General features: G+C 57.7%; 22 protein-coding genes and 1 riboswitch. Of the genes, 13 read left to right on the top strand and 9 right to left on the bottom strand.

Annotation, left to right across the window (positions count from 1 at the left end):
- Positions 1-69 precede the first annotated feature (69 nt).
- The 10 genes from VI215_03900 to VI215_03855 all read left to right on the top strand — a co-directional run bounded on the left by VI215_03900 (position 70) and on the right by VI215_03855 (position 12,267).
- Entirely contained in the window at positions 70-351 is a 282-nt protein-coding gene (locus VI215_03900) for a metalloregulator ArsR/SmtB family transcription factor (GenBank protein ID HEY6191451.1), read from the top strand.
- A 96-nt stretch (positions 352-447) separates the two neighbouring features.
- A complete protein-coding gene (locus VI215_03895; protein ID HEY6191450.1) occupies positions 448-882 on the top strand; it encodes a DoxX family protein in 435 nt (144 codons plus the stop codon).
- Positions 879-1,220, top strand: a complete 342-nt coding sequence (gene trxA, locus VI215_03890) for a thioredoxin (protein HEY6191449.1) — start codon at positions 879-881, stop codon at positions 1,218-1,220. Before VI215_03895 ends, trxA begins: the two co-directional genes overlap by 4 nt.
- A gap of 459 nt (positions 1,221-1,679) precedes the next feature.
- Positions 1,680-2,315, top strand: coding sequence for a hypothetical protein (locus VI215_03885; GenBank protein HEY6191448.1), 636 nt, complete (start codon positions 1,680-1,682; stop codon positions 2,313-2,315).
- An 86-nt stretch (positions 2,316-2,401) separates the two neighbouring features.
- Positions 2,402-3,169, top strand: a complete 768-nt coding sequence (locus tag VI215_03880; GenBank protein ID HEY6191447.1) for a hypothetical protein — start codon at positions 2,402-2,404, stop codon at positions 3,167-3,169.
- Between the two features lie 301 nt (positions 3,170-3,470).
- Entirely contained in the window at positions 3,471-3,929 is a 459-nt protein-coding gene (locus VI215_03875) for an SRPBCC family protein (GenBank protein ID HEY6191446.1), read from the top strand.
- 133 nt (positions 3,930-4,062) lie between these two features.
- A complete protein-coding gene (locus tag VI215_03870; GenBank protein HEY6191445.1) occupies positions 4,063-5,112 on the top strand; it encodes a PAS domain S-box protein in 1,050 nt (349 codons plus the stop codon).
- 56 nt (positions 5,113-5,168) lie between these two features.
- A complete protein-coding gene (locus VI215_03865; GenBank protein HEY6191444.1) occupies positions 5,169-8,069 on the top strand; it encodes an insulinase family protein in 2,901 nt (966 codons plus the stop codon).
- Between the two features lie 354 nt (positions 8,070-8,423).
- Entirely contained in the window at positions 8,424-11,453 is a 3,030-nt protein-coding gene (locus tag VI215_03860; GenBank protein ID HEY6191443.1) for an amylo-alpha-1,6-glucosidase, read from the top strand.
- A 211-nt stretch (positions 11,454-11,664) separates the two neighbouring features.
- Entirely contained in the window at positions 11,665-12,267 is a 603-nt protein-coding gene (locus tag VI215_03855; GenBank protein ID HEY6191442.1) for a DinB family protein, read from the top strand.
- A 131-nt stretch (positions 12,268-12,398) separates the two neighbouring features.
- Here the strand turns inward: VI215_03855 and VI215_03850 are convergent, their stop codons facing one another.
- Genes VI215_03850 through VI215_03840 form a run of 3 tightly spaced genes read right to left on the bottom strand, consistent with a single transcriptional unit; the run spans position 12,399 to position 16,822 of the window.
- On the bottom strand, positions 12,399-13,847 hold the full coding sequence (locus VI215_03850) for a sodium:solute symporter family protein (protein ID HEY6191441.1): 1,449 nt from the start codon (positions 13,845-13,847) through the stop codon (positions 12,399-12,401).
- Positions 13,848-13,868: 21 nt separating this feature from the next.
- Positions 13,869-14,549 carry a thiamine diphosphokinase gene (locus tag VI215_03845; protein HEY6191440.1) on the bottom strand — a complete coding sequence of 227 codons (681 nt, stop codon included), beginning with the start codon at positions 14,547-14,549 and terminating at the stop codon, positions 13,869-13,871.
- A complete protein-coding gene (locus VI215_03840; protein ID HEY6191439.1) occupies positions 14,546-16,822 on the bottom strand; it encodes a TonB-dependent receptor in 2,277 nt (758 codons plus the stop codon). The genes VI215_03845 and VI215_03840 overlap by 4 nt, the downstream gene beginning before the upstream one ends.
- A 71-nt stretch (positions 16,823-16,893) precedes the next feature.
- Positions 16,894-16,991, bottom strand: a riboswitch (TPP riboswitch).
- Positions 16,992-17,110: 119 nt separating this feature from the next.
- Here VI215_03840 and VI215_03835 point away from each other — a divergent pair.
- The 3 genes from VI215_03835 to rpsT all read left to right on the top strand — a co-directional run bounded on the left by VI215_03835 (position 17,111) and on the right by rpsT (position 18,738).
- Positions 17,111-17,410: an MscL family protein gene (locus VI215_03835; GenBank protein ID HEY6191438.1), complete on the top strand. Its 300-nt coding sequence runs from the start codon at positions 17,111-17,113 to the stop codon at positions 17,408-17,410.
- Positions 17,411-17,423: 13 nt separating this feature from the next.
- Complete coding sequence (locus VI215_03830; GenBank protein ID HEY6191437.1) at positions 17,424-18,284, top strand: DUF3078 domain-containing protein; 861 nt, start codon at positions 17,424-17,426, stop codon at positions 18,282-18,284.
- Between the two features lie 199 nt (positions 18,285-18,483).
- Positions 18,484-18,738 carry a 30S ribosomal protein S20 gene (rpsT, locus tag VI215_03825; GenBank protein ID HEY6191436.1) on the top strand — a complete coding sequence of 85 codons (255 nt, stop codon included), beginning with the start codon at positions 18,484-18,486 and terminating at the stop codon, positions 18,736-18,738.
- A gap of 52 nt (positions 18,739-18,790) precedes the next feature.
- On the opposite strand, the gene VI215_03820 is transcribed toward rpsT, so the two are convergent.
- The 6 genes from VI215_03820 to miaB are packed head-to-tail and all read right to left on the bottom strand — an operon-like array spanning position 18,791 to position 25,102.
- A complete protein-coding gene (locus tag VI215_03820; GenBank protein ID HEY6191435.1) occupies positions 18,791-19,636 on the bottom strand; it encodes a tetratricopeptide repeat protein in 846 nt (281 codons plus the stop codon).
- A gap of 12 nt (positions 19,637-19,648) precedes the next feature.
- Positions 19,649-21,196, bottom strand: a complete 1,548-nt coding sequence (locus VI215_03815) for a cellulose synthase family protein (GenBank protein HEY6191434.1) — start codon at positions 21,194-21,196, stop codon at positions 19,649-19,651.
- 36 nt (positions 21,197-21,232) lie between these two features.
- Positions 21,233-21,733, bottom strand: coding sequence for an LPS assembly lipoprotein LptE (gene lptE / locus VI215_03810; protein HEY6191433.1), 501 nt, complete (start codon positions 21,731-21,733; stop codon positions 21,233-21,235).
- A 9-nt stretch (positions 21,734-21,742) separates the two neighbouring features.
- Positions 21,743-22,879, bottom strand: coding sequence for a sigma-54 dependent transcriptional regulator (locus VI215_03805; GenBank protein ID HEY6191432.1), 1,137 nt, complete (start codon positions 22,877-22,879; stop codon positions 21,743-21,745).
- Position 22,880: 1 nt separating this feature from the next.
- Positions 22,881-23,702 carry an SPOR domain-containing protein gene (locus VI215_03800; protein ID HEY6191431.1) on the bottom strand — a complete coding sequence of 274 codons (822 nt, stop codon included), beginning with the start codon at positions 23,700-23,702 and terminating at the stop codon, positions 22,881-22,883.
- Entirely contained in the window at positions 23,699-25,102 is a 1,404-nt protein-coding gene (gene miaB / locus VI215_03795; protein ID HEY6191430.1) for a tRNA (N6-isopentenyl adenosine(37)-C2)-methylthiotransferase MiaB, read from the bottom strand. Before miaB ends, VI215_03800 begins: the two co-directional genes overlap by 4 nt.
- Positions 25,103-25,351 lie beyond the last annotated feature (249 nt).

Raw genomic sequence — 25,351 nt, 5'->3', positions numbered from 1 at the left:
AGGAGTGAAAAAAAAGGATGAAGGGACTTGACTTTTGCATAATGTATTGATATATTTACATACGTCAATATGAACACCCCGGAAGATTATATTGTTAAAGTAGCAAAGGCGCTCTCGGATAAGACGAGGGTGAAAATACTCCAGGAAATAGCAAAATGCGGGAGCGTTTCCTGCGCTGATGCCGAAAACCTCGCAGGTCTTTCGCAGCCGACAGTGTCGCATCATCTGAAGGTGCTGGCAAATGCGGGGCTGGTGGTTACGGAGAAGAAAGGCAGGCATGTAAACATTAAGATCAACAAAGCGGTGCTGAATGAGTTCGCTGAGCTGGTTGCGCTTTCGGGAAAGAAGTGAACATTTTTTTTGATCTATCTATCGATATATTTCGATATTTAGATATATCAATATAGTTCTCAAATAAAACATTCAAGAAGAAAGGAGATTTAGACTATGAAGTACCTCGTGTTGCTGGGAAGAATCCTCTATTCGTCGATCTTCGTGATGTCGGCCTTTGGCCATTTTTCCAGTCAGACGATCGGCTATGCCGCCTCGGTGGGCGTTCCCTTCGCCTCGATCGCGGTTCCTCTTTCCGGGGTCATGGCGATCCTGGGAGGGTTGAGCGTCGCGTTCGGATTCAAGGCGAAGTACGGAGCCGTGGTTCTGGCGCTGTTCCTCATCCCCGTAACGTTCATGATGCACAATTTCTGGGCCGTTCCGGATCCGATGATGGCGCGCATGCAGCAGGCGATGTTCTTTAAGAACTTTGCGATGCTCGGCAGCGCGTTTCTCATCTCGTATTTTGGTTCAGGCCCGTTGAGCCTCGACTCGGTGCTGAGCGCCCGCAGGGTGCACATCACGCGCACAAAACATCCGGTGACGGCATGAATCCGGAAACAGGCGTGAAACCGAGATCGATAACCGACGCAGAATTCAGGCAGGAAGTCCTGGAAGCCGACCGGCCGGTGCTGGTCGACTTCTGGGCCGAATGGTGCGGCCCGTGCAAGATGATTGCGCCCGCCGTCGACGAGATCGCACTCGAGTACGACGGGAAATTGAAAGTGACGAAAATGGATGTCGATGCGAACCCTCGCACGGCGATGGAATTCGGCATCCGGAGTATCCCGACTCTCCTGGTCTTCAAGGGGGGAAAGATCGTCGAGCAGATCGTCGGCGCCGTGCCGAAACGGCATCTGATGGAGAAGATAACGCCGCACCTCAATTGAGAGGGGGGTTCACCTTGCCGGACGTTACCGCGTTCCCATGCTCTGCATGGGAACGCGTATTTCGGCCGCTCCGCGGCCGTGGAGGCTGGAGCGTCCAAATATCCGCTCCCACGTAGACCGTGGGAGCGAGCGCGACCTGAAGGTCGCGCCTACCGATGTATTGGGCTTGGTGGTTATACCGATGCTTCGGGTTCGGTAGCCGCAGGCTTTAGCCTGCGTTAGGCTGCACGCCACCTAAAGGTCGCGCCTACCGATGTGTCGAGCTTGGTGGTTATACCCATGCTTCGGGTTCGGTAGCCGCAGGCTTTAGCCTGCGGTCCGCGACCTTCAGGTCGCGGACGTCATCATCAAACCGAGGCGCACCGGAGGCCTCGCCCCCAGTTTGATCTGACAGGCGAATTCTCTATATTTACCCCCTCATGCCACCCTCCTCCGCGAATTTCTAGTGCGATCCCGATCGTGACATCATCATCAGGCATCCCGGGCGAAACGTCCCGAGGGCAAGGACAGGCTACGGGCAAACTCCTGGTCATCGACGGTCCGAGCGCATCCGGCAAGTCGACAATCGTCAGAGGCCTCCTCGCTCTCCCCGATCTGCATTTCGACCTTGTCAAGAGGTACACGACGCGCCACCGCCGGGAATCGGATAACGACGACGATCTCTATGAATTTGTGGGCCACCCGGAATTCAAGCGGCTGGTGGGGGAGGGGTTCTTCATCGAGCACAAGTGCTACAAGTTCGGGATGTGCTACGGGTTGCCGGGCAAGGAAGCGAGAGCATCGCTCGGAAAGGGGCACCACGCCCTCGCGATGATCAACCTCGGTAACATCAGCTCCGTCAAATCCGTATTACATGACGCCTATGGTGTCTTCATCTCAGCTTCCCTCGACACGATCAGAGAACGTCTCCTGGCCAGGAAGACGCATCCCCCCGGACAGATCGAGGAGCGTCTCGGCAACGCCGCGGATTCGGCGCGGTTTGAGCCGTTATACGATCTTGTGGTCGCGAACGAGCACAGAAGCGTCGACGAAGTCGTGGCGGAGATCAAAGCCCGGTTCCTGTCGCATGTACGCAACTCCGCCGCCGGGGGGTGAATCCTCTCGTGAATAGCGGGTTTTCCGGCCGTATCCCGTCTTCCCTCCGTGTACAGAGGAGCCTGCATCTAATTGTCACGGCGGGGGTGATCGGCCTCCTCATTTCCCTTGCGTCCCTGAACGGTTGCGGAAATTCCCCCTCCAATCTTTACCGTTCCTTCGAGGAACAAAAGACTCATTTTGGCGGCATGGCCATCGTGATGGATTACGTCATGATCGAGGCCCTCCTGGGAGACACCAGCAAGATAGACCTGATTGAGAACCGGAGAGTGGGGGGCGCCCTCCTCACACTTTGCGCGGATAGCCTGAGCCGGAAAGGGTACCCGGTCACGAAAACGATATACTCCTCCATCGGCCTGATGATGCAACGCGACAAGCCGTTCAGAGTCGTCCGGACGCCGGAGGGCCGGAACGCCGACGCGGAAGAGCTCCCGCTCGGAAATCCGCCCTTCTACGTCGACGAGGTATTTTTGCCCGACTCGATCCTCGGAGCTCTGGTGAACACCTACAATTCCCTGATCAACCTCCCGGAGAGAAAGGAGGGTGTCGTCAACACGATCCCCGATGCGGTGGCGGTGGGCAGACAGGTTGAATGCAGCACAATCATGGTTGTTCTCGTGGGGGGCGTCAACGTTCCGGTCGGCAAGGGAATCGGGACCGCCACGCCGAACAGCAGCCTGACGATGGGGATTCAGACGCTTCAGGGTGTCTCCCGGCTCTCGATGATGTTCTACATCATCGACGCGAAAAGCGGCGACATCATCTGGGACGACACGAAACATGTTACGGGAGGAGTCGTCTACCCCGACAAGATCCTGCAGACCGCCGGCGACCTGCTCAACGCGCTGCCATAGCCAGCCCCACCTTAGTCCCCCCCTTCCCCGGCATTCCCCGCCCATGATAGGGGGTCGGGAGTCTTTTCGAGCTCAGGTCTGTTTCTTCTATACATGGCGCCTGTATTCGCAGATTCTCGCTTATTTGTCAATAAATGATGAATTTTGACCAATATCGGGGCTAATTGGCAGACCATGACAGTAGGGCAGTAAACGTTTGATATTGACATGGAACTGTTTATATTGGAATTAGATAAATCGACCTCGCGACGTTCGAAGTCGATTTGAGGTCCGGGAATCAACCTGAGAAGGAGCATCTACTATGAAGGCTATGGAGATGAAATCGGCAGGGAAGAGAGCACCCGAGGAGAAAGCGACCCCCCTCAAGACCACAACCATCAGGCAGAAGGAATTCATTCCCGCAAAACCCGTGGAGATCTACGACGCGTTTCTCAATGAGCAGAGGCATACCGCGTTTACGGGCGCCAGGGCGACGTGCGACCGCAGGGTCGGAGGCAAATTTACGGCCTGGGACGGCTACATTTCCGGAAGGAACCTCAAGCTCGAGAACGGCAGAAGGATCGTGCAGGAGTGGAAGACGACAGAGTGGCCGTCGGGATGCAGGCCATCCCTGATCGAGTTTACCTTCAGGCCGAAGGGCGAGGGTACCGTCGTCACGATGGTTCAAAAGGACGTTCCAACCGTACAGGCCGGCAATTACAGGAAGGGATGGACTGATTATTACTGGATGCCGCTGAAGAAGTACTTCGGCGGAAGATGATTTCTGAACTTGTATTGAATTAATCTGCGATCGCTACGTCGTAGTCTCGTTATAAGGCGGGAGCGTCCGACGTCGGGATTGATGATCCGCAGGAACAACCTGCGGCATTCAAGAACACCGAATCGGGGGATTCGTGGACGCTAAACTGCATGTTCTGATACTGGAAGATGATCCGAACGACGCGGAACTTACCGAAAACGCGCTGAAGCGCGCTGGCGTCTCTCTCGAGACCCGCCGGGTCGATACCAAGGAGGCGTTTCTTCGTGAACTCGATCAGTTCGATCCCGATCTGATCCTCGCCGACTACTCGCTCCCCTCATTTGGCGGCATGGCCGCCCTGGACATTTGCAGGAAAAAGTGTCCGGACACGCCCGTCATCGTCGTTTCGGGAGTGATCGGGGAAGAGTTCGCCATCGAGACGCTCAAGCAGGGCGCGACCGACTACGTCCTCAAGCAGCGCCTGTCGAGGCTGATCCCCGTCGTCCACCGCGCTCTCCGCGAATCGGAGGAGCGGGTGAAACGCCGTCTCATGGAGGAGGCCCTCCGGGAAAACGAAAAAAAATTCCGCGAACTCTTCAACAATCTGAACGACGCGGTCCTGTTGAACGAATTGACGAAAGACCACAACCCCGGCCGCATCCTGGAAGTGAACGATGTCGCGTGCCGGATCCTCGGCTACGAGCGGTATGAACTTCTCGAGATGAGCCGCTCGGATATCGAGTCGAAGGAAGGAATTGAGTATCTCAAGAAGCTCCTCCATAACAAGCAAAAACATGCGAGCTTCACGTTCGAAACCGCATTGAAGTCCAAGTTCGGGGGAGTGATTCCCTTTGAAACGAACACGCGCATCTTCAACATGAAGGGGGAGGAAGTCGTCCTTTCGATCGCACGGGATATCACCGAACGGAGACAGGCACAGGCGGCGAGGGAAAAGCTCATCCAGGAGCTCCAACAGGCGCTCGCGCAGGTGAAATCCCTCAAGGGCCTTCTCCCCATCTGTTCCTGGTGCAAGCGGATACGCGACGACCACGGGTACTGGCTCGAGGTCGAGGCCTACCTGCACGAGAACTCCGAAGTCGATTTCAGCCATGGGATTTGCCCCGAGTGCACCGAACGGTACAAGAAACAGCATTTCGAAAAAAGAAGCAGGTCCAGCCCGGAAAGCAGCTCATCGGCAGTTTGACCCGTCTTATTCGTCTGAAAGCAGCTTCGATCTCATCATTCATCCGGAAATCGCTCGTGTGGCGGAGTACGCCCGTTGAACGGCCGTCGAAAGACCTCCGCCGCGGCCGCCCCGTCATCCCCGCATCCACCCTCCTCGCAGCTGCCGCCCTCTTTTTTTTCCACCCGGCTCCCGCTCCAGGGGAACCACGCCAGGGTGTGAAAACGGGGGAGGCGTCTCCGGCCGCCGATCTCAGCCGGCCGCTTCCGCTCGACACCGGGGTGACGAGCGGGAGGTTGAAAAACGGCCTGACGTATTTCATCAGGACCAACAGGAAGCCGGAAAAGCGGGCGGAGCTCCGGCTCGTCGTCAACGCGGGTTCGGTTCTCGAAGACGAAGACCAACGGGGGCTCGCGCATTTTGTCGAGCACATGGCGTTCAACGGAACGGCTCATTTCAGGAAGCAGGAGCTCGTCAGTTACCTTGAATCGGCGGGGATGCGCTTCGGACCCGACGTCAACGCCTACACAGGGTTCGAAGAGACCGTCTATATGCTTCAGATTCCGACGGATTCCGCCGAGATCGTGAAGAAGTCGTTCGTCATCCTCGAGGACTGGGCGCACACGATCAGCTTCGACGACGACGAGGTGGAGAAGGAACGCGGAGTCATCATCGAAGAATGGCGGCTGGGACGCGGGGCCGGGGCGCGGATGCGGGACAAGCAATTCCCTTTTCTGTTCAAGGATTCGAAGTACGCGGAACGCCTCCCGATCGGCTTGAAACCGATTATCGAGAAATGCCGCCCGGAAACCCTCCGGCGCTTCTACAGGACGTGGTACCGCCCCGAGCAGATGGCGGTGATCGCGGTCGGCGATTTCGACCGATCGTCGATCGAGCAGCTTATCCGGGAGCAGTTCTCCGGTATCGAACCGGCCAAACAGCCGCAATCCCCCCCTTCGTTTCCTGTCCCGGATCACGATCAGACCCTCTACGCCATCGCCACGGACTCCGAAGCCACGCTTTCGAGCGTCTCCATCGATTATCTTCACGAGGTGGAGGCCGAGAGCACGGAAGCCGATTATCGCCGGACGCTGATCGGCGCGCTCTACAACAGCATGCTCAACCAGCGGCTCGGCGAACTGACGAAGAAGCCGGATCCCCCCTTCCTCTTTGCTTCCTCCTCCTACGGCAATCTCGTCCGGACGAAGAGCGCCTACTCGCTCGAAGCGGGGGTCAGGGACGGGGGCATTCCGCGGGGAATGGAAACGATTCTCAAGGAAGCCCGGAAAGTCAAGCTCTACGGATTCACGCAGGCGGAATTGGACCGGCAAAAGAAGGACTTCCTCAGGTTCATGGAGGAGGCGTACCGCGAGCGCGACAAGACGGAATCGGAGGGCCTTGCCTCCGAGTTGATACGGCACTATCTGGAGAAGGAACCGGTCCCGGGGATCGCCTTTGAATTCGAGTTGTACAAGAAATACCTGCCGGAGATCTCCCTCTCCGAGATCGATCAGTTCGCCGCGAGGTGGATGACCGACAGAAACAGGGTCGTCCTGGTGAACGCGCCGGAGAAGCGGGGGCTGGAAACGCCGGAGGCCCGGCAACTTGCCGCTGTCTTCGACTCGGCGAACGCGTCGAGCGTCGAGGCGTATGCGGATACCGTTTCGGGAGCGCCGCTTCTCGCGGCTCCGCCTGCTCCGGGGACGCTTGCGGATCAGAAGGAAGTCGTCGCAGTCGGCGTGACGGAATGGCGTCTCTCAAACGGCATCCGCGTTATCCTGAGGCCCACCGATTTCAAAAATGACGAGGTCATCTTTTCGGCCTTCAGCCCGGGCGGATCGTCCGTTGTGCCCGACAGCGAATATATTCCCGCGGTGACGGCCACCTCGATCGTCGAAGAGGGCGGAGTCGCCGGCTTCGACGCCATCATGCTCCAAAAAATGCTCGCCGGGAAGGTGGTGAGCGTCTCCCCGAATATCGGCGAACTGGACGAAGGATTGTCGGGCAACAGCGCCCCGCGGGATCTCGAAACGATGTTCCAGCTCATCTACCTTTATTTCACGGCTCCGCGGGCGGATAGCTCCGCGTATCTCGCCTACAGGTCGAGGATCAAAGCGTATCTCCAGAACCGGAGCTCCCGCCCGGAATCCGCGTTCGAGGACACTGTCGGGGTGACGCTTTCGCAATACCATCCCCGGAGGCAGCCCTGGACCGAGAAGCTCTTCGGTCAGATGGATTTGCAATCGTCGCTCGACATTTACCGCGACCGGTTCGCGGACGCGAGCGATTTCACCTTCCTCTTCGTGGGGAATATCACGCCCGATCAGATTCGTCCGTACGTTCTGCAGTACCTCGGTTCCCTCCCCGCCCTCCGGCGGAATGAGCGCTGGAGGGACATCGGAGTGCGGCCTCCGAAAGGCGTCATAGAGAAATCGGTTCATAAGGGGATCGAGCCGAAGAGCCAGGTGGAGATTATTTTTACGGGCCCCTTCGAGTGGTCGCAGGGGAACCGGTACATCCTCAACTCCCTCTCCAGCACGCTGGAAATCCGGCTCCGCGAGATTCTGAGGGAGGAGAAGGGGGGCACCTACGGCGTATCGGTCTCCGGGTCGACGGAGCACTACCCCGTTCCCGGGTATTCGTTCAGGATCGGATTTTCCTGCGCGCCCGAGAGGGTGGAGGAGCTTTCGAAGTCGATGTTCGCGGAGATCAAGCGGTTCAAGGAATCGGGGGTCGAGGAGAGCTACGTGGCCAAGGTGAAGGAAACGCAGCGGCGCGAGCGCGAAACCGATAAGAAGACCAACGGCTTCTGGCTCTCCTACCTGGGCTACTATTATCAGAACGAGGAGGACCCGGCGAACATCAACCGCTACGATGCGCTCGTGGCCGGATTGACTCCGGGTGCACTTCAGGAAGCGGCGCGCCGCTACCTCGACATGAAAAACTACGTCGACGTCGTGCTCTATCCCCGCCAGTGACGTTCCGGCACGCCTCTCCCCGTCATCCCGGCATTTCTTTTTGCTCGTCATCCCGATATTTTTTGCTCGTCATCCCGACATGTTTCTGGTCGGGATCTTCCTCGTTCCCACGCAGAGCGTGGGAACGAGACCTAACGCCGAATTGTCATCCTGAGCACCTCATTGTCATCCTGAGTGAAGCGAAGGATCTCATCGCCTGAGATATGAAAAAAAACAGATTCTTCGTCGCTCCGCTCCTCAGAATGACACACTTTTGATCGTAAAAATCCGTACTTTTAGTCGATGAAATTCCTGGTTTTGTGTCTCTGTCTCCCGCTCCTTGCGTACGGACAGCAACCCCCCAAACGAACCCCAATGACCCTGCAAGAACTCGGCATCGAGGTGAAAGGGGCTTCACGGGAGGTGGCATATACGAATAAGGAAGCAGGTGTGTTTTATACCGAAACGAACGCCTCCCACCGTTCCGCATGGCAGGGCTGGCGCGTCATGTCGAGGGAAATCATGGAGGACTATTCCGTCGAGATCGACGGCGTGGAGCTTCGCCGCTCGGACATCGTTCGGGCGGTCGTCTATCCCCATCAGATTGTCCGGGAATACGCCAACGGGGTGCGCGAAACGGTCACGCTTCTCGATTTCGTCAACGCGATCTGGATCGAGATCGACAGCGTCAGGGGCGATCACATCGCGGTCAGGCCGATCTTCAGCGATCTTCACAGCGCGGATGATTTCACCCTCAAGACCCTGAACGGCGGTCTCATGATAGGCCGGAACGGCCATCTCGCTCCGACTCCGGCGGAGCGCTATCCCGGATGGATTGCGGTCTCGATTCTTCCCGCTTCCGAATTCGCGCTCTCGATTTACGAGGGGAAGGAATACGGGCGCAATTTTTCGCCCGCGGCGCTTCGCTCCGGCCTCAGGAGCACCGGATTTGCCGCCGTGATCGCCGCCGGAGATTCCGCCGAGGCGGCCGCGGACCTCGCCTCCTCCATCGTCGGGAATTACAAGACGAAAGAGCCGGTTTCCGGGCGCAAGAAAAGGATCGAGCAACTCCTGAACCGGTCCTATCTTCGGACCGGCAACGGACCTCTCGACAAAGCGTTGGCGTGGGCGAGAGTCTCTCTCGACGCTCTGATCATGAATCAAACGAAGAAAGGCATCTTCGCCGGGCTCCCCTGGTTCGATGATTACTGGGGGAGAGACTCGTTCATCTCTCTCCCCGGGGCCACGCTTGTCACAGGTAATTTTGCCGATGCGAAATCGATCCTTCGGTCGTTCGCGGAATGGCAGGATACACTTCCGACCAGCCCGACATACGGACGGATTCCCAATACCGTCACCACTAACTCGATTTCCTACAACAGCGCCGACGGCACGCCCCGATTCGTCCGGGCTCTCGGCGAGTATATCCGCTATTCGGGTGACACAACGTTCGCCAAGGAGATGTACCGCGTTGTGAGCCGGTCGATCGAAGGGACTCTGAAATACCACGCCGACCGAAACTACTTTTTGACGCACGGGGATGCGGAAACCTGGATGGATGCGGTCGGCCCGCGCGGAGGATGGTCCCCCCGGGGAAATCGCGCCGACGACGTCCAGGCGCTCTGGTATGACGAGCTTCGGGTAGGGGCGGAGCTTGCGAGGATGGCAGGCGCTGGCGGACCGGAACGCGAGTCGGCGGACCGGTGGTCCCGGATCAGCGACACGCTCGCCGCGAATTTCAACAGGCAGTTTCTCAGGGCAGGGGGAGGCGAGGTCTACGACCACCTTCGCCCGGGCGGAGCGCCGGACCTCCGGATGCGCCCGAACCAGCTCTTCGCAATCGGCCTCGTCCGCGACGAGACCGTCCGGAGGACCGTATTTGAGAACGTGACGCGAGAACTCGTCTATTCCCACGGCGTCGCGACTCTGTCGCAGGAGGACGAAGATTTTCATCCGTACCACCACTATCCGCCGTTCTATGTGCCGGATGAAGCATACCATAACGGAATCGTGTGGCCCTGGCTCGCGGGCCGGTGGATCGATCTTGCCGCATCGTATGGGTTGTCGAACACCGCGTTCGAGGTGACCGGGAATATGTCGCATCAGCTGCTCGATCGCGGTGCCGTGGGCACCCTCTCCGAGTTGCTGGACGCCGCTCCGCGCCCCGGTCAGACCGAACCGAGCCTCTCGGGGGCATATTCCCAGGCATGGAGTCTCGCCGAGTTCGTCCGCAGTTTTTACCAGGCGTACCTTGGCGTGGAGGCTGACGCGCCCGGCTCGACCCTCACCCTGAAACCCCGGCTCCCGTCGGCGATCCCGCACGCCGATTTCGATGCGGTGATCGGATCAAGCACGGTCGCGGTCGGATACGAAGCGGAGCCCGGCTCGTTCAGCATCACCCTTTCCTCGCAGCCAAAGGCGGCGAATCTGAATGTCGTCGTGTATCCCCCCGTTGAATTTGCGACAGTCCGGAACGATCTCCCCGCCGGCTCAACCGGCATGAGCGACCTGCTGCTGCGGGGGATCCGGACCCAGCTTCCGCCGGGAGGGTCGATTCAGCTGAAGATCGATAAGAACGGCGTCACGCAGGCGGATGGGAGCGGCACGTCGCGCCTCCCGGAGAAAGATTCGATTTCCGTGCCCGATCCCCGCCGGTTCGCGGGGCTCAAGCTCGCCTCTCCGCTTGTGAGGCCGTGGCTCAAGGCGCTTCGTCCGCCGCCCTACCCGCTCCTCACCCTCGCTGACATCAAGCCGAAAGACCCGTCGGCGGTGAACCTGTATGACGCCGCAGATCCGGAGGGTGACGATACCGGGCCGGGCACGTATACCTATCCAAAGACTCCCAGCTTGAAACCGGGAAGCCTGGATATCGTTCATTTCTCGGTTTCTGCCGACAAAAGCAACCTCTATTTTCGATTGCAGTTCAGAGAGCTCTCCGATCCGGGATGGCACCCCGAGTACGGATTCCAGCTGACCTACGCGGCGATCGCCATCGACAAGGACGGGAAGCCCGGCTCGGGCCAAACGAAAGTCGGAATGAACTCGAAATATACATTCTCAAAGGATTTTGGTTTCGAGGAGATCATCTATGTGGGGGGAGGAATCCGGATCGAGGATTCGAAGGGGAAGGTCCTCGCGGAGTATATGCCCGCCCCCGGTGACGAAAGGGATCCGCTCGGTAATGCCGGAACGAAGACGATTCAATTTGGCATCCCCCAGAGAATCCTGGGCTCCCCGCAGGCGAAGTGGCGTTACGCGGTCTTGATCGGCGCGCAGGACGATCACGGCGGCGCCGGGATCGGGGACTTCAGGAGTGTCGAGGCCGTCGCCGGCGAGTGGGTGGGGGGCGGCAAACCGAAACCGGACGATCCGAATGTGTACGATGTCTTGTTGCCCAAAAAATAAGTCTGTTTCGTCGGTCGTGTCTCAGTTTGCCATCTTTCTTTCCATCTCGTCATCCTGACATGCTTCAGGTCAGCATCTTGAAAATCTTTTAGAAAGATCCCGACCTAAAACATGTCGGGATGACGAGCAGAGGTAATAGGCCGAGGCTATTCATTATCCCGTCATGCTAATTGTTAGTTCACTACATTACATCAACCAAAGGAGAATCAACATGAAAACAATCCACGCTCTGATTGCCGTCCTCACGGTCGCCTTCCTGCTCATGCAGCCGGTCCGGGCGCAGCAGAAAGATCCGATCGAAAAACCTCCCGCCCCCACAGGATTCCGGGGAGAGTTCATTGGCCAGTTAAACGATGTGGAGAAGAAGATCGAAGAACTGGCCGGGGCCATGCCCGAGAATTCCTACTCCTGGAGGCCGATGGAGGGTGTCCGGTCGGTCAGCGAAGTCTATATGCATATCGCCGGTGCCAATTATCTCTTTCCGACGTTCATCGGTGTCAAGAAGCCGGAAGGACTGGAAAAGAACCTGGAGAAGAATGTGACGGAAAAGGCGAAGGTGATACAGGCTCTCAAGGTGTCCTTTAACCATCTTCGCACCGCCGTGCTCCAGACGCCCGATTCGGATCTTGACAAGGCGACGAAGATGTTCGGCGATGACGCGACCTACCGGGGGGTGATCTTCGAAGCCGCGCTTCACCTGCATGAACACCTGGGTCAATCGATTGCGTATGCCAGGATGAACAAAGTGGTCCCTCCCTGGACCGCGGCAGAGCAGGCTGCAGAGAAGGACGCGAAGAAGGATACGAAAAAGTAACCACTACGCAAGACTGGCTGGGGCCGCGGCAGGTAGCCGCGGCCTTCAGGCCTTCTCGTTCCCACGCTCTGCGTGGGAACGCATACATCGGCGCTCCGCGCCGAAACCTTGATAGTCGGTAGGCGCGGCCTTCAGGCCGCGTTCTTTCGCCCGGCCGTCCTTACCATGCTCGCCCTTCCCACCCCCCATATCCCAACGCTCAATGCCAACCCGGGATACATCGGCTCGATTCCGAGAGGATATTTTCCCGAACTCTCACCCAACCCGGCAATCAGCCACACGAGCGACGTGAGCCATCCTGCCGCCATCGCAAGAAACGCATACCGGGCGGATATCTTCAACGATTCGAAATAGCTCGCGATCAGGGGCACCAGGAGACCCGGGATGATAACCGTGCCGATCGTATACCAGATCTTGATCACGCTCGGTATCGCGAGTGCGATGGCCACCGAAACGACGAATGCCAGGATGAGGCCCATCTGCGTGTATCGCTTCGAGAGACTCGACCCTTCGAGGCCCACGGGTTCGGCACCGTTTCTCATCCCCCCGCCGAATCCCATTCGTAACAGGATATCTCTCCCCAGCGTCTGCGCGGACACGAACGCGAGCGTATTCAGCGTCGACATGATCGTCGCGAGCATCCCCACGTAGAAGAGTCCTTTTGCGATCGGGGGGAGGACCTCTTCGGCGAGCATCGGATACGCCATCATCGGTTCCTGCAGAGCGGGGAGTGAGGCCCTGGCGTAGAGTCCCGCCGTTGCTGTCATGAAATCGAACAGAAACCAGAACGCGATTGATATGAGAATGCCTCTTTGGGCGACATCCCCGCTTTTTGCGGCATAGCACCGCTGGTGGAACGCCGGGTCGACAAGCGTCCAGAGCGCGATGAAAAACCAGACCAGGATGTACTGGATCGAGTTTCCTCCGTGCCACGTCAGGTGTAACGGCGGGAGGTGCGACTGGAGGTACTCCCAGCCGCCGAACCGGATGCCGCAATATGGAAGGATGACCGCGAAGCCGATGAACATCAGGAAGAATTCGAGGACGTCGGTTTCAACATCCGCCCGGAATCCCCCGGCGAAAAGGTACGAAACCGCGACAATAGCGGTGACAAGGAGGCTCACCACCAGGCTCCACCCGAACAGCATCTGGATGAATACGGCGAGCATCAGGATATAGGGGGCCGGCGTCATGAGAACGAAAGTCAGCACCGAACCGAGAACGGCGGTCTTCCGGTCGTACGAGGCGGCAAGTTTATCCGGGATCGAGAAGAGGTTTGTCGCCCGGATTTTCTTCGCGAGGATAAACGCAAAGATCGCTGCGAAGATGTAGTAGGGGACCCCCTGAACCACCCAATTTGACACTCCGTACCGGTAGGAGAATTCTCCGACGCCAAGAATGCCGCCGTACCAGGTGGAAACGAGCGTCATCACGAAGATGGGGAGGGTGAGTGAACGGCCTGCCAGCAGGAAATCTTCCTCGGAATCCGCCGTTCTCCGGGCGGACCGAAAACCGACGAACAGGACGCCTCCGAAGTAAAGGAGGATGACGATGACGTCTGAAAGGGCGAGATGAATCATCCCGGTCGAGCCTTCCCGAAACTACCGGCTCTCATCCCAAAACCTGAACAGAAGCAGAGTCCCTTTCGCAACCGAAACCGATGCCGATCGGCCGGTCGCCTCGTTGCTGATTCCTTCGCGAACGCCGGTTTCCAGGAATGCGTTCTTCAACGGGTATTTAAGATTCTTCGTCGTAACGCCGGCACACCGGTCCACGGGAATGAGGGAAATTTTCTCCCCCTTTCTTGTTTTCAAGCTCACTCTCTTTCGGATGCGGGTTAGCTCGCCGATCTCATCTATGAGGCGAAGCTCTATCCTTTCTCCAAACCTTTTGAAGCAGCCCAGGCTTCCGGTGATGTGATCGATCCGATCTCCAAGCGCACCCAGAACATCGACTGAAGCCGTCCCCAGCGTGATACAGAAGAGGATCGCCTTCTCCAGGTCGGTGCTCTCCTGATCGGGGATCCTAAAAAGTGGAACACCTCGATAGAAGCGCTTCGTCGCGGCGGTAAGTGAGTCCATATCGCCGAGTATGATGTCGGGCGTTATCCCCGCGCTCCGCGCCCGGTTTGCTCCGCCATCGGCGCAAACGACAAGGTCTGCACGTTGGCGCAGCCGCCGGACCATCGGGGCAGGAGGGAGGGTGCCGTTGGCGATAATCAGAGCGTGGAGCAAAGCCGACGGGGCGTAGCGCTTTCTCGTGGGACGATTTCTGAGGGTCACAGATCGACCTTCATCCCCCAGAGATAGCTTCGTTCCGCTGCCGGGAAGAAGGCGTTCCCTTCCCCGCTCAGGGAAAAGAATCTGTTGAACACGTTGTGTATCTCGAATCGGAGAGAGAGCTCCACCCCGCCTATGGTGGCGATCCGATCGAGCGCTTCGGCGTCGATGAGGGTATACGCGTCATTTCTGTGATCCTCAATCTTGAAGTTATCAGTATAGAATGGCCCCACGTATTTTGCCGAAAAGGAGACTTCCCCGTCGTCACTCCTAAAGGTGGCCCGGAGATTCCCGAGTACGTCGGGAAATCCCGCGATGGAATTGCCGTCGAGATCGACCCGCGCGCCCTGCTGGATGATTCCTGCGTCGTCGATCACGCTGTACCGGATGAGCCGATTGTGAGAGAGCGTAAGATTTCCGCTGATTGAGAACATGGGGCCTGCTGAGAGTCTTCCGTCGAGCTCCACCCCAATATGACGCGTCCGATCTGCATTGCCGGTGACGGGCTGGCCGAAGATGTCCACCTGGCCGCTTTTGACAAGCTCATCGCTGAACTCCATCCAGAACACATCGGCCGAGAACTCCGCGTTCGCCCCTCTGTACACTGCTCCCGCTTCGATGTCGAGCAACCGCTCGGGCTTTGCGAGCGGCTTCGTGAAATCATATCTCACCGTGCCGCCTGACGTGTCGGCCTCGAACTGGGGCGTGGCCCCGAAATAGGAATCCTCTACCGCGTAGAGGTTTCGCAAGACCGGTTCACGCGAGGTATAGGCGAGCGACAGATATCCGTTCCATTCAGGGTTGAGATTGTAATTTGCTCCGACGCGCGGGTTCGCGAAGAAGTAGGGGAGGCTGAAGTTTTCGCCCAGATACTTTTCGTTGCTGATTCCATACCGGTTGCGGACCAGCTGAAGATCGAACATCAGCGTGAGATTCTCCTGCGGCCGATAGAGCTCGTGCCCGAAAACCGAGAGGATGTCCTTCTCTCCGTTATATTCATAAAAGTGATAGTCGGGGTCGAAATTCGGCGGAAGGCCCTCCGCGTACTGGATCTTGCCCCAGTGTGTGGAGCGATGAATGCGGACCTCGGCCCCAAGGGTCAATGTCCCGGAAGTATGATCGATCCCGATATTCGGAAGCCATCCCCACTGCTTATTTCCCACGAACGCGCGGACAAGGGCGTTCGCCGGGTTCTGGGCCGTCGGAAACCCGTACAATGATCCGATCCGAAGCAACGATGTGTCGGCCCACGACGCGTCGTAGTCGAAGTAACCGTCCCCGGTATAGTAAAAGAGCGTGTTATGGAGCGTTGTCCCGGGAGAGAGACGCCAGTCGTGGATCAATTCATAGTGGGGCTGTGAAAAACTCTCGCTTTCCTGCGGCCTTCTCTGCGTCGCATAGGAGTATCCCGAACCGGTCGAGTCGAGCCCCCAATCGGCGAGATTCTGCCGTCGAAGCCGGGGGTTGTCGTTGACGAACTTCGGGAGGCCGGTGTACGCGAGGCCGTCGGTCAGTGGCCCGCCATAAAACTCAAGGCGGGTCGTCATCTCCCTGTCGATCCTGATGGCTCCGAGAAAATAGGAATCGAGGTTCACCCACGAGTTGGTGCGGTACCCGTCGCTTTGGATTCTTCCAAGCCGTCCATACACCATGTATTGTTTCCCGACGAGTCCTGAATTCACGGACACGGCGTATTTGCGCGTCGCGATCGGAAGAGACGTCGTGCTGTCCGAGAACTCCTGGAAGCCGAGTTCCGACTCGACCGTGATCCCCGGCTTTCTGTTGAAGGGATCCGTGACCAGGTTGATCGATCCGCCGATGGCCGGCGGTCCGTAGAAGGCGCTTCCGGCCCCGCGCTGCACCTGCACGCTACCGGTGCTTCCAAGGAGATCCGGGAAATCAATCCAATATACATTATGATCCTCAGGGTCGTTCTGCGGCACCCCGTTGATCATCACGGAGAGGCGGCGCTGGTCGAATCCCCGGAGGTTCACGTAGTTATAGCCGATCCCGTTCCCGTTTTCGGAATAGAACGTCATGGAAGGGAGATCTGAAAGGAGAACGGGGATATCTTGCACGGAATAGCGTTCTGACAGTTGAGCCTGCGTCAAGGTTGAGAATGTCACAGGAGTCTCCCGTTCCCGGGCCTGCGTCGCGGTCACAATGACTGCGGGGAGATATGAGTAGACGGAATCTCGGGTCACAAGAAGCGTGTCCTGCGCCGGGAGAGGCGGGGCAAGGGCTCCTAATGACAAAACAAGTGTGAGGTACTTCATCGATGGGTTCTTTCCGATTAAATGACAACGCCGTTTTCCCCTCCGGAAAATGGAGGGAAAAACGGCGCTGAGCAATTTCCCTTCCGTTTCCCTACGCTGGCATGATCCAGATCAGGTTTCCAGGGTATGTTCTCAGTCCCTTTTTTGCGGGACACCCCTAACGGACGACAATGGGAATATACAAGGCGGGCCAGTGGAATGCAAATTCCTTTTGACTTTCACCGATCCGGAGGGTATATTGACCCCTGCCTGATCCATGTGTCGCATCAACCATAGGAGGGAACCGTCATGCTGAAAGAATTCGTAGAATTCCTGAAAGAGTATGGGGTGATCGGTCTGGCCATCGCCGTCATCATCGGGGGAAAACTCAATGCCCTCGTGAGTACGTCGGTGGACGGCATCCTCATGCCCATCCTCACCTTCTTCATACCGGGAGGGGAATGGAGAAAGGCGACCCTCGACGTCGGCCCGTTCCACTTCCTGCTCGGGCCTTTCTTCGGGGCTCTCCTTGATTTTCTGATTGTCGCGCTGATCGTCTTCTATTTCGCGAAAAAAATCCTGAAGGAAGAAAAAGTCGCAAAACGGTAAATAAGGAATTACGATGAAGAGACTAGCGCTTGGGGTATTGATCCTCTGGGCGGGCACGCTTTGCGCGCAGGCACCCGACTCGACGCCAGCCCCGCCTCCTCCGGTCTACGGAATGAAGAACAGCCTCGTGGCCGGCCTGACTCTTACGCAAATCGCATTTACGGATTGGGCGCAGGGGGGTGAAAACGCCCTCTCCTACTCCCTCTCGGCCGATGGGAAGGCGGAAGACGACGAGCTGGGCACCAACTGGACGACGCTTTACAAGTTTGCGTTCGGACAGACGCGGCTTGGCGACCAGGGTTTGAGGAAAACCGACGACATCATCGATCTTTCCACCGTGTTTACCTACAAGATCGATAAGTATCTCAATCCGTATGCTGCTGCGAGCTTCAAGTCGCAGTTCGCAAAGGGGTATGCTTACAAGTCGGACGGGACGAGCACCGAGGTCTCTAATTTCTTCGATCCCGCCTATCTGCTTCAGAGCGCGGGCGTGGGGTACGAGCCCTCCAAGCAATTCCGGACGCGGCTCGGGGTTGGCCTGCGCGAAGTGATTACGAGTAACTTCAATCAATACACGGATGATCCGGCGACGACCGAGATCGAGAAGAACACCGTGGACGGCGGATTGGAGTCAGTCACGAACATAGAATTCCAGCTCGCGGAGAACATACTCTTTACGACCCAACTGGAGCTCTTCGATCCGTTCAAGCACCTCGATGTGGTCGTGGTACGGAGCACGACAGGAATCACGGGGAAGGTGAACAAGTACGTGACCGCCATCTTCGGCCTCCAGTTGATCAATGAGCAGCGAGTGAGCCCCCGGACTCAGGTCAAAGAGGCTATTGCGATTGGGCTGAGTTATACGCTCTTTTGAAAGTAGGGTCTCACTTTGTCATCCTGAGCGAAGCGAAGGATCTCACAGATTGTCGTGTGGAGATCCTTCGCTCCACTTTGTTCCGCTCAGGATGACATGTCTCTTGTAAGTGAGACCCTACGTTTCTGATTGCTCCTCTCCGAAATTTTAGCTATATTGAAGGGCGTTTTTTAACCATATTTCGAAGGATCAGGAGAGAATGGCCAAACATTTATCCGCAATCAGGCAGGCACGCAAGGCATTGAAGCACCGCGACCGGAACAGGGCATACGCGTCCAAAATGAAGACAGCGATCAAACGGGTGCGTCAATCGAAGGAAAAGGACAAGGCAGCGGCAGCTTTAAAGCAGGTTGTGAAGCTCCTCGATCAGCTCGCGGCGAAGGGTCTCATCCACCGCAACAACGCCTCCAACAAGAAGTCCCGGCTCACCAAGTTCGTCTCCACCCTGAAGTAACGGTTTCAACGTCATCCCGGCGCGCTTTTGGCCGGGATCTCCCTCATGGGTTTTACCTCCCCCTCGAGAGTCCCTCCAACTCAACGATACGCATCTCGATTTGCGGAACCAATTCAGGCCGCGTGCGCTTCAGTAACCGGTAAGTGAGAATCGCCTCATCGAAGGCTCCCTGTGTCACGTAGATCTCTGCGAGCGTCTTGCTTACGATCCTCCCCGCATCGCTGAACTCTTCTCCAGCCCCCAGAGAAGGTGTGATCGTCACCGTTGCTGCATCATCCTCCTGATCCTGCGCTATCAACGTAGGGACCGCCGCGGACTGCAGTGGTGGAATCGTTACCGGTTCCGGAGGCGGGGCCTCGGCCCGTACCGGCGGCGCTGAAATCGCCGGAGGAGCGTCCGCGATTTCCGGAGATTTCTCTCCGGGAGGCGTCGCAGCGGATTCTAATGCTACTTGAACCCAGTCATCGGCAGGTTGGATCGGTTCGGGTTGGGTTGGGATAGCTTCGGAAGGGGCGGCCTCCAGTAGAATTGTACTCTCAGATTCAGTCTCTCCTGACGTGATTTCACTTTCCGCTTCGGGCGGTTCTGCGTATTCCCCCGCGACTTCCAGGAGTTCCTCCCACTCTTCCAGCAAACCGGAAAAGAGGAGGGAATCCGGATTCAAGTCAAGCGCCCGCCTCAGCGATTCAACCGCATCGCGGTACCGGTTCTCCGCAGCATGGCACTCGGCGAGGATCAGATGCCCCGTCGAGTACTCAGGATATTCGAGGAGCCCGGCGGTGCAAAGCGCTCGCGCGTCGGAGACACGGCCGGAGTCGAGGTACTCGCTTGCCAACCGGGCAAAGAGCGGTGAGGCAGGATACCGCTCGAGACGGGAGGCAATCTGGGAATAGTTCATCGAGGGAGGGCCTCAGGTGAGAAGCGCAACCTGTTCCTCAGGAACGGATGTTTCCGCCGGCGGACCGCTCTGGTCGAAGGGGATCGCCGGCCTCCGGAGCGCAAGCGATCGCGCGAGCCAGGCGTGGCGCAGCGACATCCAGGCCACAAGCCCGAATCCGAACGAGAAGAGAAGCTGAAACGGAACCGCCGCCAGCTCCAGGTAGTAGACCGAGGCGCACACCCCAAAGAAACAATAGAGAGCCAGAAGGATCTCGATGACGACCGTGTAGTCCACCTTGGTCAAAGCATACTTCTTGTCGAGCCACTTGTCCCGTTTATCCATCACGGAGTATTTCGGCGTCCGGATGAATTCCGACTTTCTCCTGATCAACCCTTCGAGGACCGCCTTCGTGTTGTTGACCGCGAATCCCATGCTTCCCGCCATGAAGAGCGGAAAGAGGAGCATCCGCTTCTGCCAGTCCTGGTACACATCCTTCTGCGAGTAGAGGTAGAAGAAGAAGGAACCGAGAAACGCGAAGACAAACACGGTCATGATCATGAAATACATCTCATACCCGCCCTGGTGCTTGATGAAGACGAGCGGGACGTTGAGAATCCCCGCGACGAGGATGAAGGGAAATACGATGTTATTCGTGAGATGAAACGTCGCATGGATCTTCTTCTCGAGAGGCAGCTTCGATTTCCAGACATGGGGAAGGATCTTGCGGGCGGTTTCGATGGCGCCCTTCGTCCAGCGGAATTGCTGGGATTTCAGCGCGTTGATCTCCGAGGGGAGTTCCGCCGGAGAGGTGACGTCGTTGAGAAACTTGAACCGCCATCCCCGCAGCTGCGCGCGGTAGCTCAGGTCGAGATCTTCTGTGAGCGTATCGGCTTCCCAGTTCCCGGCGTCGAGGATGCATTCCTTCCTCCAGATTCCGCCGGTCCCGTTGAAGTTGATGAAGAATCCGGCCTTGTTCCGGACGTTCTGCTCGATCACAAAGTGCCCGTCGAGCGCCATCGCCTGCACACGGGTGAGGAACGAGTAATCCCGGTTCAGATGCTCCCACCGCGTCTGGACGAGCCCGATCTTCGGGTCGAGGAAGAAGTAGGGGACCGTCTGCAGGAGGAAATCCCTTTGCGGTAGGAAATCCGCGTCGAACATTGCGATGAACTCTCCGCTCGCCGTCACTAATCCCTCTTTGAGAGCTCCCGCCTTGTACCCCGCCCGCGAGCTCCGCCGGACGTGCTTGATGTCGAAGCCCAGGTTCCGGAAATGTTCGATCCGCTCTCCGACGATCTCCACCGTCTCGTCGGTCGAATCATCGAGGACCTGGATTTCGAGCCGGTCCACCGGATAGTCGATCTCGCAGGCCGCATCGATCAGCCGGACGGCGACGTAATACTCGTTGAAGAGCGGCAGCTGGATGGTGACGCGCGGGTACTCCCGAAGGGCTCCCGGCTGTTCGGCCTTCTTATGCCGGTGTTTCAGGTAGTAATAGATCATCACGAAGCCGCTCGATCCGAACAGGAAGAGGATCGTGAGGGAGATGAAGTAGGTGCCGATAATGAAATCTTGCATAGACGCTGCGTTGTCTACTTGTGAAGAATCAGTGAATTACCAGCCTGAAACGGTCTCGTTCAGGATGTCTTCGGCCAGCTTGTCAAGCGCCGCGGTGACGGCGCTTGCCCTCTGCGCCGGACCGCCGCTGACGTCGTAATCGCCCCAGTCGGAAAACTGCTTTTCGAATATTTTCTTGTGCAACTTCAGATCCTGATATGACACATTCGTATTGACGGTGATGTGCCGTTTGGTGACCGCCTCACCCGCCACCACGACGAGAGGCTGGTCGGTCATCGAGGAGATCGTCCCCTCGATCATCGAGTCGGAGTGCGACTTGTCGCTCACTTCGAGGCTGTTGTCCTGCTTGAAGCGCTCGATCAGCTTGTTTGTGAGCTGTTCCCTCAGTCCGGGTTCGCCCGATCCGCTCTGGTCGTCGAACAGCGGGATCGCGATCGTTTTCAGGTGCGCCGGAACTGACGATCCCTTGAAGGAATAGACGCATCCTGAGTTTCCGACGAGAGCCGCGGCGGCGATGAAGATCAGAACGCGCCGCAAGAGTACTCCTCAATCAAGCCCGTACTCCTTGATTTTCCGGTAGAGCGTTCGCTCGCTGATGTTGAGCGCCTTCGCGGCGAGGCGGCGGTTCCCCGTGTACCGCTCGAGGGCCTGGATGATCATCCGCTTGGCCACCTCGTCGAGGGGGAGGAACTTGTCCTGCGCCGGCGAGCTCTCCGTATCGACGCTGGCCTCGATCACGCTCGAGCCGGAGGAGACGGAATGCCCGTTTCCCCGCTGGAGGTAATGCTTGATATCCATGATATCGCCCTTCATTTCGAGGAGGGCCCGGTAGATGAGCTCCCGCTCCGCCTGCTCGGAGCTCTTCGGGGCATAGACCGGAAGGTTCCGGCCGTCCTCGTGGAGGTTCCTCAGGTACTTCCGGACGTCTTCCGCATCGATCTGCTTGCCGCGCTCGATGACGAGCATGCTTTCGATGACGTTCCGGAGCTCTCTCACGTTTCCCGGCCAGTCGTAATTCTTTAAGAGCTCGACCGCCTCGCGCGTAAATCCGGCGAAGGTGAGCCTGTTCTTTTCCGCGATCTGCCGCGCGAACGTATCGACGAACACGGGAATGTCGTTGCGCCGCTCCCGGAGCGCGGGAACCCGGATGTTGATCGACCGGAGCCGGAAGAAGAGGTCGCTCCTGAAATCGCCCTGTCGGACTTCCGCCTCAAGATCCTTGTTGGTCGCGGCGATGACGCGGACGTTCACCTTTCTCGGAGTCGCGGACCCGACACGCATATACTCGCCGTTCTCGAGGACCCGCAAAAACTTCACCTGGGTTCCGATCGGGAGCTCGCCGATCTCGTCCAGAAATATGGTTCCGCCGTCCGCCAGCTCGAAATACCCCTTGCGAGTTTCGCCGGCTCCCGTGAAGGCCCCCTTCTCGTGGCCGAAGAGCTCGCTTTCGATAATTCCTTCCGGAATCGCACCGGCATTGACGGAAATCATCGGCTTATCGGCGCGCTTGCTCGCCTGGTGGATCGCCTTGGCGATGACTTCTTTTCCCGCGCCGCTCTCCCCGGTAATAAGCACAGTAATGTCGGTGGGTGCCACCTGGAGGATCACGTCGATGATCTCCCTGATCTCGATCGAATCTCCGATGATACCGTGCTCTTGCTGGAATTGGCTGCGGTCCGTCATTTCAATACTTTTCGACGACAATCGAATCGATTTTGTACTTGGATTTAATCTCCCTGCCGGCCTGCTTTGCCTCATCGGCGTTCGTGTAGCTTCCGACCCAGACAAGATGAAGGCTGCGGCCGCCCCGGATCTTGTTCGTAATCTCGGCCGTCATCCCGAGTTCTTCAAAATATCCCTTTTGTTTTTCGGCGTTTGAGACGGTCGAAAAGGCCCCGACCTGAAGCGTGTACGGTTTTTTCGAGGCGACCGGCGCCGGCTTCTCCGTGGCAGTCACGGGGGTTTTGCTTGGAGCGACCGGGATTTCGCTGGGGGCCGCGGGAGTATCGCTCGACGCGGTGTCCTTCTGGGGCAGTTTAATGGCTGGTTCTTCGTCCTTCGGGAGCTTCGCGGCGACAGTTCCGCTCACGAGGTTCGAATTCGGATAGCTGCTCTTGAGCTGGGCGAGTTTCTTCTCGGCTGTCCGGTAGAGGCCGATCGCATAATAGTACTGGTAAATCCGGTGCAGGGCATCGGGCGCGTACTCCGACTTCGGGAAATTATCGACGACGCTCTGGTAGAACTTGACGGCCTCAATCCCGTCGGCAGCGAGCCGGCCTTCGAGGTAGAGGAGTTCCGGCGTGTTCTGGTACTTGGTCACAAGATCCGGCAGTGCGCGGCGCACATCGTCTGTCCGGGATTGATCGAGCATCCGGATGTAATTTTTCACCTCATCGGAATTTGATTGCGCCGTGAGGCGGAGCGATGCCGTTACCTGCAGGAGGAATATGCCCAAAACGATCGTGGGTCTGATGAACCCCAAGGTATTGATCCGCACTGGCTTCATGCTGCGATCTCGGATGGGCGGGTAGGTTGGGGGTGACGTGACAAGTCTCTTCGAGGCGCAAGGTGATCTCCCCCGGGATCGGCGACGCCGAAGAGCGTGGCGGCACCCGCCCGCTGAATGGTGACGTTGACATATTGCCCGGCCAAATAACCGTTCTTCGGAAATATGACGGTTTTGTTGCCGTCCGTGCGTCCCTGCCATTCATCGGGCGATTTCTTGCTCTCGCCCTCGACAAGGACTTCGAAGGATTGCCCGACGAGCCCCCGGTTGATCTCTTCCGAAATTGATTTCTGCAGCTCGAGGACTTCGCCGATCCGCCTCGACTTCACCTCGTCGGAAACGTCGTCTCCCATGTTGAACGAGGGAGTGGCCTCTCTGGGGGAATACTTGAACGTGTAGGCGCCGTCGTACCGTACCTGCTCCATTAATTCGAGCGTCCGGCGGTGATCCTCCTCGGTCTCGGTGGGAAATCCCGTGATGGTGTCGGTCGTGAGCGTGACCCGGGGAATCGCCTCTCGGATATTCCGAACCAGCCGCTCATAGTGAGCGCGATTGTAGGTCCGGTTCATCAGCCCGAGAATTCTGTCTGACCCGGACTGGACCGGCAGATGGACATAATTGCAGATATTCTTCCTGCCTGCGATGGTACCGATGAGCTTATCGGACATGTCCTGCGGATGGGAAGTCGTGAATCGGACGCGGACGGATGCATCGACGCCGGCGACGGCTGCGAGGAGATCTGCGAAATCGTCATTGCCGTCACGGTAGGAGTTCACGTTTTGCCCCAGCAAGGTGACTTCCTTGAACCCCCGCGAGGAAAGCGCCTCGACCTCGTTGACGATCGTTGAGAGCTGCCTGCTTCGTTCCCGGCCGCGAGTGAACGGGACGACGCAGAAGGAGCAGAATTTGTCGCATCCCCTCATAACGGTAATCCATGCGCTCACTCCGTCCGTCCGCAACGGGGTGATATCGTCGTAGGTTTCAACCCTCGAGAGCTGGACGGCCACTCCCTTCTGGCCGTGCCAGGCGTTCTCGATGAGCGTGTTCACTTTGCGGTATTCGTCGGGTCCGATGATCACATCGACGATCTGGCCCACCCCCTGGGCCTTCACGCCGCTCAGCTTGCCGCGGAGCCGCTCCGCCATACAACCCAACAATCCGACTACGACTTCCGGTTTCCTCGCCTTGAGCCGCTTGAATTCCCCGAGCCTCCCATAGACCCTCTGCTCCGCGTTTTCGCGCACGCTGCAGGTATTGACCAGAACGACATCCGCATCCTCAAGCGAGGTAGTCACTTCGTGTCCCGCTTCGGAAAGAATGCCCAGAACGACCTCCGAGTCAGAGACGTTCATCTGGCAACCGTATGTTTCGATGTAGATTCGCTTCTTTTTTTCAGCCATCGGGCTTTGGAATTAGGCTCGGAGCAACGGTCCGATTCGGGGGTAAAAACCACTTGTCAACCCAGTCTGGGGAGAAAGATACCAAGAAACTGACAGAAAGTCAAAGCATCTTCTTTCCGTTAAAGGAATTTAATACTATTGGCACAATTTAGAAGAACTTGGACGCTTTTTCGGTTTGACAAGAAGTCAGAGGTTGGATCCCATATCAATCTGCCTGGCGGTTGGGGATCCCTGATTGGGTGCATATTG

The sequence above is a fragment of the Bacteroidota bacterium genome, from assembly GCA_036522515.1.
Lineage (GTDB): Bacteria > Bacteroidota > Ignavibacteria > UBA10030 > SZUA-254 > VBOC01.
The sequence above is the reverse complement of the archived record's forward strand: the minus strand, read 5'-3'. Positions and strand labels throughout refer to the sequence as shown.

Excerpts from the sequence above, each read along its gene's own strand:
- VI215_03835 (HEY6191438.1), top strand. The coding sequence starts at position 17,111 with ATGCTGAAAGAATTCGTAGAATTCCTGAAAGAGTATGGGGTGATCGGT.
- miaB (HEY6191430.1), bottom strand. The coding sequence starts at position 25,102 with ATGGCTGAAAAAAAGAAGCGAATCTACATCGAAACATACGGTTGCCAG.
- trxA (HEY6191449.1), top strand. The coding sequence starts at position 879 with ATGAATCCGGAAACAGGCGTGAAACCGAGATCGATAACCGACGCAGAA.
- VI215_03900 (HEY6191451.1), top strand. The coding sequence starts at position 70 with ATGAACACCCCGGAAGATTATATTGTTAAAGTAGCAAAGGCGCTCTCG.
- VI215_03860 (HEY6191443.1), top strand. The coding sequence starts at position 8,424 with ATGACCCTGCAAGAACTCGGCATCGAGGTGAAAGGGGCTTCACGGGAG.
- VI215_03850 (HEY6191441.1), bottom strand. The coding sequence starts at position 13,847 with ATGATTCATCTCGCCCTTTCAGACGTCATCGTCATCCTCCTTTACTTC.
- VI215_03895 (HEY6191450.1), top strand. The coding sequence starts at position 448 with ATGAAGTACCTCGTGTTGCTGGGAAGAATCCTCTATTCGTCGATCTTC.
- VI215_03820 (HEY6191435.1), bottom strand. The coding sequence starts at position 19,636 with ATGAACTATTCCCAGATTGCCTCCCGTCTCGAGCGGTATCCTGCCTCA.
- VI215_03815 (HEY6191434.1), bottom strand. The coding sequence starts at position 21,196 with ATGCAAGATTTCATTATCGGCACCTACTTCATCTCCCTCACGATCCTC.
- VI215_03840 (HEY6191439.1), bottom strand. The coding sequence starts at position 16,822 with ATGAAGTACCTCACACTTGTTTTGTCATTAGGAGCCCTTGCCCCGCCT.
- rpsT (HEY6191436.1), top strand. The coding sequence starts at position 18,484 with ATGGCCAAACATTTATCCGCAATCAGGCAGGCACGCAAGGCATTGAAG.
- VI215_03855 (HEY6191442.1), top strand. The coding sequence starts at position 11,665 with ATGAAAACAATCCACGCTCTGATTGCCGTCCTCACGGTCGCCTTCCTG.
- VI215_03805 (HEY6191432.1), bottom strand. The coding sequence starts at position 22,879 with ATGACGGACCGCAGCCAATTCCAGCAAGAGCACGGTATCATCGGAGAT.
- VI215_03830 (HEY6191437.1), top strand. The coding sequence starts at position 17,424 with ATGAAGAGACTAGCGCTTGGGGTATTGATCCTCTGGGCGGGCACGCTT.
- VI215_03800 (HEY6191431.1), bottom strand. The coding sequence starts at position 23,702 with ATGAAGCCAGTGCGGATCAATACCTTGGGGTTCATCAGACCCACGATC.
- VI215_03875 (HEY6191446.1), top strand. The coding sequence starts at position 3,471 with ATGAAGGCTATGGAGATGAAATCGGCAGGGAAGAGAGCACCCGAGGAG.